The sequence below is a fragment of the Lentiprolixibacter sp. genome (assembly GCF_982873095.1).
The window spans coordinates 1-6,836 of record NZ_CEYNTP010000153.1 but is presented as its reverse complement, the minus strand read 5'-3'; the positions used below and the strand labels follow the sequence as shown (position 1 = coordinate 6,836).

Genomic DNA, 6,836 nt, shown 5'->3' with positions numbered 1-6,836 from the left:
GTTGGGGATAAGACCGGAAGCTTCGGTAGCGACCAGGGTCAGGTGACTTGGGAGGACCTCTTCGTTTTCTAAGGTGATCTTGCCTTCCTCCACCCTGGATACGGGGGTGGAGAACAGGATTTTCGTATGTTTTAATGCCTGCTGAAGTTGCCTGGGGATCGCCTCAATACCTTCCTCAGGGAGGGCTGCCTTACCCTCTCCAAACATTTTATACACAAACTCGAACATGCGGCTCGAGGTGGCCAGGTCAGGTTCCAGGAAAATACCGGCAAAAAAAGGTTTAAAAAAGTGGTCAATGACCCTGTCAGAAAAGCCGTATTCCTGCAGATAATTTAAGGTGCTTTGTTCCGGACGATTGAAGATCTCCTCCAGGGATTTCTTCTTGAGTTCCTGGTTGAGACGAAAGATTTTCAGTTTGTCCCCGAAACTGGCGGAGGCAGTAATAAGGGTGGGGAATAGGAAGCCTGAATCCCTCAAAGGGTCACCCAGGGTAGTAGATGAGCCTGAATCAAATAGTACAGCACCGGGCCTGAAATAACAGAGGCTCAGCTGTTGGTAATCGAGGTATTTTTTGGCCAGGGGATAGGCGGTGAGCAATACCTGAAAGCCGCGATCCAGCAAGTGCCCCTCAACCAGGTCGGATTTAACCCGCCCCCCGGGGCGTTCCGATGCTTCCAGGATCACAGGGTGATAGCCATGTTGCTCCAGTACCTGTGCCGCCACTAATCCACTGATCCCTGCTCCAACAATATGGATTTTATAGTCCGCTTTTTGCATTTATTGTTTAAATATTAACAGAAAAGATTAAACAAAAATAGTAGTTTTGTGTTGTAATACCATAAATGATTTAAGTATGCTGAATTTATTCAAAAAGAAGTCCGAAAAAGAAAAATTACAGGAGAAATACAGAAAATTGATGTCTGAGGCCCATAAGCTTTCTACAACTAATCGCCGCTTGAGTGATGACAAAGTAGCGGAAGCTGATGCTGTCCTCAAACAAATTGATGCCCTGGAAAAATAGATTTATCTGCCGCTATGGACAAACCCGAGATCAATGTGGTTTGGTTGAAGCGGAATCTCAGGCTGCAGGACAATGAAGCCTTGTTCCGGGCCACCCAGGCCAAACGCCCATTTCTTATCGTCTACCTCTTTGAGCCCTTCCTGCTCAAGGACCCCCATTACGATGAACGTCACTGGAACTTTATCCGGCAATCCCTGTGCGACCTCAATCGCGCCCTTAAACCCCGTGAAACAAAGGTGCTGGCCGTAGAAGCGGAGGCCATCCCTTTTTTTAATGAACTACAGACCCATTACCGTATTCAAACGATTTATTCGCACCAGGAAACGGGCATTAAAGTGACCTATGAACGCGATAAAACCTTTGCCCGCTATTGCCGCAATAACCAGATCTTATGGGAAGAGGTGGTGAACAATGGCGTTTTCAGGGGCAGGGAAGACCGCATTTCATGGAAGGAGGACTGGGAAGCTTATATGAAAGCTCCCTGTTTTCCCTTTACACCCCAAGACGGGCAATTGGCAAATTATGATGAAAACCGTCTGGCAGAAGCAGGTTTTGCCCAGGCAAATTTGCAGACACCAGCTGAAAGCCCTTTCCAGAAAGGGGGTACCCATATAGGCCTTCACTACCTGAACACCTTTCTGGAAACCCGCTATCTGAATTACAACAAACACATATCCAAACCAGAGGCCTCCCGGGAAAGCTGTAGCCGACTTTCCCCTTACCTCGCATGGGGGAACCTGTCTGTGAGGGAGGTCTGGCAAAACGCAAAAGCCCTCAGGGCGAATGGGGGCAACAAAAGGGCCCTGGACAGCTTTACTTCTAGGTTGCGGTGGCAGGCCCACTTTATTCAGAAGTTCGAAATGGAAGAAACCATGGAGCAGGAAAGCCTGAACCGAGGTTATGGTGCCCTGAAAAAACCTATTTCCGAGGCCTATTTAAAGGCCTGGGAAAAGGGAATGACCGGGTTTCCGCTAGTGGATGCCAGCATGCGCTGCCTTAAAGAAACCGGCTACCTGAATTTCCGGATGCGCGCCATGGTGGTCTCTTTTGCCACCCACCACCTCTGGCAGCCCTGGCAGTCGATTAGCAAGCACTTATCCCGTTGTTTTCTGGATTTTGAACCGGGAATCCATTTCCCACAGATACAGATGCAGGCTGGAGAAACGGGGATCAATCAGATCCGAATCTACAATCCTGTAAAGAACTCCTATGAACATGACCCCGATGGCACCTTCATTCGTAAATGGTTGCCAGAACTGAAAAACGTACCCCAGGAATTTCTGCATGAACCCTACCTGATGACGGAACTCGACCAGAAGTTTGCCAACTTCACCCTTGGGGAAGACTACCCTTATCCCATAGTGGACCTGGAAGTAAGCAGGAAAAAGGCGAGCCAGACCTTATGGGACTTCCGCAAGCGGGCTAAGGTGAAGGAAGAAAACCAAAGGATCCTGAGGAAACATACCCTGCAGAACCGAAAAGCTTATGACAACTAAGGGGTTAAAGAGTTGAAATCCTCTGTCTGTAACAGATTAGTATTGAGTTGTGTAACAAAAGGAAGTAATCTGCGTCCTATGGGCATGAAAAAATTAGTATTGATCAATGCGATTATATGGGCAGGGGTTATCCTGATCATGGCCTGGTTGTTTAAGGACCACCCGAATTATATCTATGGTTTTGGACTCCTGGTGATTTCGGCTACGCTAATGAACGGATTTATTCTCAGTGCTTCCAGGACCAAGGATACCAAAAGGTGTATCAAATAATCTCCAGGTAAAAACCCTCTTAAAATCCACTTGAAAAAACAGAGAAAATGCGTAACTTGCGCCTCCCTACGCAGGTGTGGTGGCCCTGACGCGATTTTATCGGAGTCAGGGGGTAGACACGCTAAACACCACTACCCCAAATAGGGAACTTATTGATTCGCAGGTGTGGTGGAATTGGTAGACACGCTAGTATCAGGAACTAGTGCCGCAAGGCTTGAGAGTTCGAGTCTCTCCACCTGTACAAACACGACCCATCCGAAAAGGATGGGTTTCTTTTTTTTCAATGAGAGAGACGAGAAGTTTATCCCGTCCGTAGCGAAGGGAAGTCTCTCCACCTGTACAAAACACGGCTCATCCGATAAGGATGGGTTTTACTTTTTATCGGAAAGGCTACGTCTGTAAGAAGTTCCACCGCAAACAGGGAATGTGGTCTTGAAAATGCGAATTTCAGTAAAGTGAAATAAGCGAAAAAACCTTACTCTTTATCTTTTCTTCCTAGGGGATTTCCTGATTTGATTTATATTCATCTTAATTAATGTGATTTGGACAAACAACTGTTTTTATGAATGATTTCCTGAATTTTTTTGTGACTTTATTGATTAGACCAAAGTCATTTTTCAAAGAACAATTTGTTCAAAGAATTAATGTTCATGAAAACCTTGCCCTTGTTTTTTTTGGATTAGGGCTTGGATTGGACCGTATGGATCGTCAGTATATCAAAATGGATCTAGGTGGGAGAACGGAAGCCTTGGATACTCTTAACAGCTGGCCTTTATACTGGCTGATTGCCGTAGTGGGCGGAGCTATTGGCGGCTACATTGCCTTTATGATTGGAGGTTGGTTCTATGACGTAAGGATAAAATGGTCACGGGGATCAGGGGATCTGACAAAATCAAGGAACCTCTATCTTTTTGCCAATTTTTGGTTATATACAACAATCGTTGTTATGTCTTTAATCAGTTTCTTTACTTACGATCTGCCCTATGATCCTTTTACCGCCTATCCTATATGGGAGATTCTGTCTGCCATACTCATCCTAACAGCGGTTTTCTATAGTATTTACATCAGCTACACCGGAGTAAGGTCAGTAACTGACGCTAAAAAAGGACTAGCAATCTTTTGGTTTATTATAGCACCTGTCTTGTATTATCTGTTTAGTTTCTCTGCCCTGATTTTGTTATTGTTTGGTATTCTCTAAGCATTTATCTCGCTGTATACCATTTCTACAAATATCTTTTTGAGGATTTTCCTTATTGCCTGAGCTTCCTGTCAAAAAAGTCCTTGGTAGCTTCATAGGCCCGGTACCAATTGTCGTGCAGTAAAAAGCCATGTACTTCATCGGGAAAGACCAGCTGCTCAAAATACACGCCCAGTTCCCTGAGCTTTTGTGCCTTCTGTACCGTCTCACTAAACGGCACATTCCGGTCGTCGTCCCCATGGATAAGTAGTACCGGAGATTTCCATCCGTCCATCACAGCAATAGGAGAGGAGTCATACGCCAGTTGTGCAAATTCCGGGTCTTCCAATTTATTATAGCTGGGCCGGAACCCCTTGATCACCGCATTCCAGTCGTACACCCCATGGATGTCCACCCCGGCCCTGAACAGATCCGAGTTCCTGGCGAGCCCCAGGGCGGTAAGGTAGCCCCCATAGGAGCCTCCCCATAAACCGATGCGTTCCGCATCTGCTTTCGGATGGTTTTGCAGGAATTCGGCTGCAGCCAGGACATCGCGGTATTCGCTGGCCCCTCTAGCCCCGTAGTCGAGCGCTTCCCGGAATTCCATCCCATACCCAATGCCGCTGCGGTAGTTCAGGCTGAGCACGATATATCCGCTATGGGCCAAAAACTGGTTCATGGCATAGGCATAATGATAATAGCCCCTATGGTGAAAGCCCAGCATCATCTGCCGGCGTGAACCTCCATGAAAAAATATGACCGCAGGCACTTTTTCCCCTTTTTTAAGGTTTTTGGGCACGAACAACTGGCCATGGGTAATGATGCCATCTGAGGCTGTCATTTCCACCGGGCTTGGGGTCACCAGCGCATTTTTAGGATAGTTGGCTTCTGTAGTAATAGAGGTCAAAATGCCCTTTTCCACACGTTTCACATCTGCAGGACCTGTAGCCGTAGCCCCCAGGCAGAACACCCTGCCGGAGCCATCCATAACGGGCAGCCATTCTATAGAATTTCCACGGGTAAGTTGTTTGAGTTCCGAACCATAGGCCCAGAGGTGTTGTCGGTCCGTATCTCCCTGGTTGGAATTGAAAAGCAGGGTGCTGCGGTCCGGGCTTTGGGAGACGTATTGCACTTCGTGTTTACCGGGATTCAGCAGCCGGGCGCCGCCGCCATCAACAGGTATGCTATACAGCTGCGTCCAACCCTCTTTCTCCCATGGGAATATGATGGTATTATTCGCAGTCCAGAAGAGCTGGTTGGCAGCCGAAATGTTCCGGAATACACTGCCTTTGCCCTTGTCGGCGGTAAAAATTGTATTGGTTTTGCCAGTCTGCACACTAGCAACCACGATAGAAAATGGTAGCCCTTCCCGTCGCGGGGAAAACATGCGGGTGGCTTCCCAGGGCATCCTGAGAAAGGCCAGTTGTTTTCCATCCGGGGACCATACCGGGTTGGAATCCCGATCAATGGTAGGGTCCAGTAATATCAAGCTGCCATCAGAAAAGGTAAAGATCCCAATATAGGAATGATCACCCCTACCATTGACAAAGGCCAGTTGGGACTGATCAGGCGAAAGGGTAAGGCTTCCCACCGAACCGCGGACGTTAAAGAGAGCTTTTGCGTTTTCTCCATTTTCATCCATGACCCAGGCTGTACCTTGCTTCAGAAAGAGGACCTGATTTCCCAGCCACTGCGGACTGCTTCCCTGGGCAAGCATTTTAGAAGTGCCGGTTTCCAGGTCAACACTGTAAATTTCCTGTTTCGGAGGCTCTGGGTGGGTGGTTGGGTTGGGGTATTCCCCCTGCCGGTTGGGTCCCGATCCCCGAACGTATAAAATGGCAGTGTGGTCAGGGTTAATCGCCAGGTTGCCCAACGCCTGTCCGTCATCTTCCTTGTATTTGGTAAGTTGAACTGGAGCGTAATCGGGTTCCTTTGCATAGTAGATATTCCGCACCCCTTCCTGGTTCTCCACCCAGGTGATATACCCTTCGCTGGAGGAGGCGGTGAGGGCGGTGGGAAACGAGTAGCTAAGGAATTCCTTCAGGTCCACTTCCTGGGCCTGGACGGGGATTAGGAATAAAATGAACAGGAGGGAAATAAGGCGTTTCATATTGGCGGGTTTTAGGTCGATTAAAGATAGGGAATTGTCCCCTTCCTTAACCAGACGTTTGCAGCGGATTTAGCTTATTGATTTTGCGTAAATTGAAGGACCAATTATACTGAATTATGAAACTCGATTTATCCTTTGTCCGTTCCCATTTCCCCGCCTTTTCTGAACCTTCTCTGGAAGGTTGGGCTTTTTTTGAAAACGCAGGCGGCTCTTATCCCTGTAAACAGGTGGTGGAGCGACTGACCGATTTTTACACCCAAAACAAGGTACAGCCCTACTATCCCTATCCGGCTTCCGAGAAAGCCGGTGCGTTGATGGACAGTGCCTATGCCCGGATGGCGGCTTACCTGAATGTAGCCCCCTCAGAAATTCATTTTGGTCCGTCTACCACCCAGAATGTGTATGTGCTGGCGAACGCCATGCGTCCCATGTGGAAAGAGGGGGATGAGATCATCGTATCCTGCCAGGACCACGAAGCCAACGCTGGGGCCTGGCGGCGGCTGGCCAAACGAGGGATAAAAGTAATCGAATGGCATGTAGACAAGGAACGCGGAATGCTGGATGTGGAGGTGTTGAAAGGACTGTTTAGCAGTCAGACTAAAATGGTGGCCTTCCCGCATTGTTCCAATGTGATTGGTTATATCAATCCGGTGAAGGAGATCAGCCAGCTGGCCCATGACCACGGTGCACTTTCCGTGGTAGATGGGGTAGGCTGGGCACCGCACGGCTTCCCTGACCTGAAGGATCTGGGAGCGGATATTT

Annotated in this window: 7 protein-coding genes and 1 tRNA gene; 6 read left to right on the top strand and 2 right to left on the bottom strand. The window is 48.2% G+C overall.

What is annotated here, in order from left to right; all coding sequences use genetic code 11:
• Positions 1 to 777: FAD-dependent oxidoreductase (locus AC4E7D_RS09785; RefSeq protein WP_490173617.1), on the bottom strand; the 777-nt coding region annotated here is incomplete at its 3' end.
• Positions 778 to 853: 76 nt separating this feature from the next.
• On the opposite strand from AC4E7D_RS09785, the gene AC4E7D_RS09780 reads away from it, so the two are divergent.
• The 5 genes from AC4E7D_RS09780 to AC4E7D_RS09760 all read left to right on the top strand — a co-directional run bounded on the left by AC4E7D_RS09780 (position 854) and on the right by AC4E7D_RS09760 (position 3,985).
• Entirely contained in the window at positions 854 to 1,021 is a 168-nt protein-coding gene (locus AC4E7D_RS09780; RefSeq protein WP_490173616.1) for a Lacal_2735 family protein, read from the top strand.
• 14 nt (positions 1,022 to 1,035) lie between these two features.
• Entirely contained in the window at positions 1,036 to 2,517 is a 1,482-nt protein-coding gene (locus AC4E7D_RS09775) for a cryptochrome/deoxyribodipyrimidine photo-lyase family protein (protein ID WP_490173615.1), read from the top strand.
• A gap of 84 nt (positions 2,518 to 2,601) precedes the next feature.
• Positions 2,602 to 2,787, top strand: coding sequence for a hypothetical protein (locus tag AC4E7D_RS09770; protein WP_490173614.1), 186 nt, complete (start codon positions 2,602 to 2,604; stop codon positions 2,785 to 2,787).
• 159 nt (positions 2,788 to 2,946) lie between these two features.
• Positions 2,947 to 3,028: transfer RNA gene (locus tag AC4E7D_RS09765), tRNA-Leu, on the top strand.
• Between the two features lie 321 nt (positions 3,029 to 3,349).
• Positions 3,350 to 3,985 carry a YIP1 family protein gene (locus AC4E7D_RS09760; protein WP_490173613.1) on the top strand — a complete coding sequence of 212 codons (636 nt, stop codon included), beginning with the start codon at positions 3,350 to 3,352 and terminating at the stop codon, positions 3,983 to 3,985.
• A gap of 52 nt (positions 3,986 to 4,037) precedes the next feature.
• On the opposite strand, the gene AC4E7D_RS09755 is transcribed toward AC4E7D_RS09760, so the two are convergent.
• Entirely contained in the window at positions 4,038 to 6,074 is a 2,037-nt protein-coding gene (locus AC4E7D_RS09755; protein ID WP_490173612.1) for a S9 family peptidase, read from the bottom strand.
• Between the two features lie 116 nt (positions 6,075 to 6,190).
• Between AC4E7D_RS09755 and AC4E7D_RS09750 the strand changes: the two genes are divergently transcribed.
• Positions 6,191 to 6,836 (top strand): aminotransferase class V-fold PLP-dependent enzyme (locus AC4E7D_RS09750; RefSeq protein WP_490173611.1); only part of this gene is annotated, 646 nt, incomplete at its 3' end.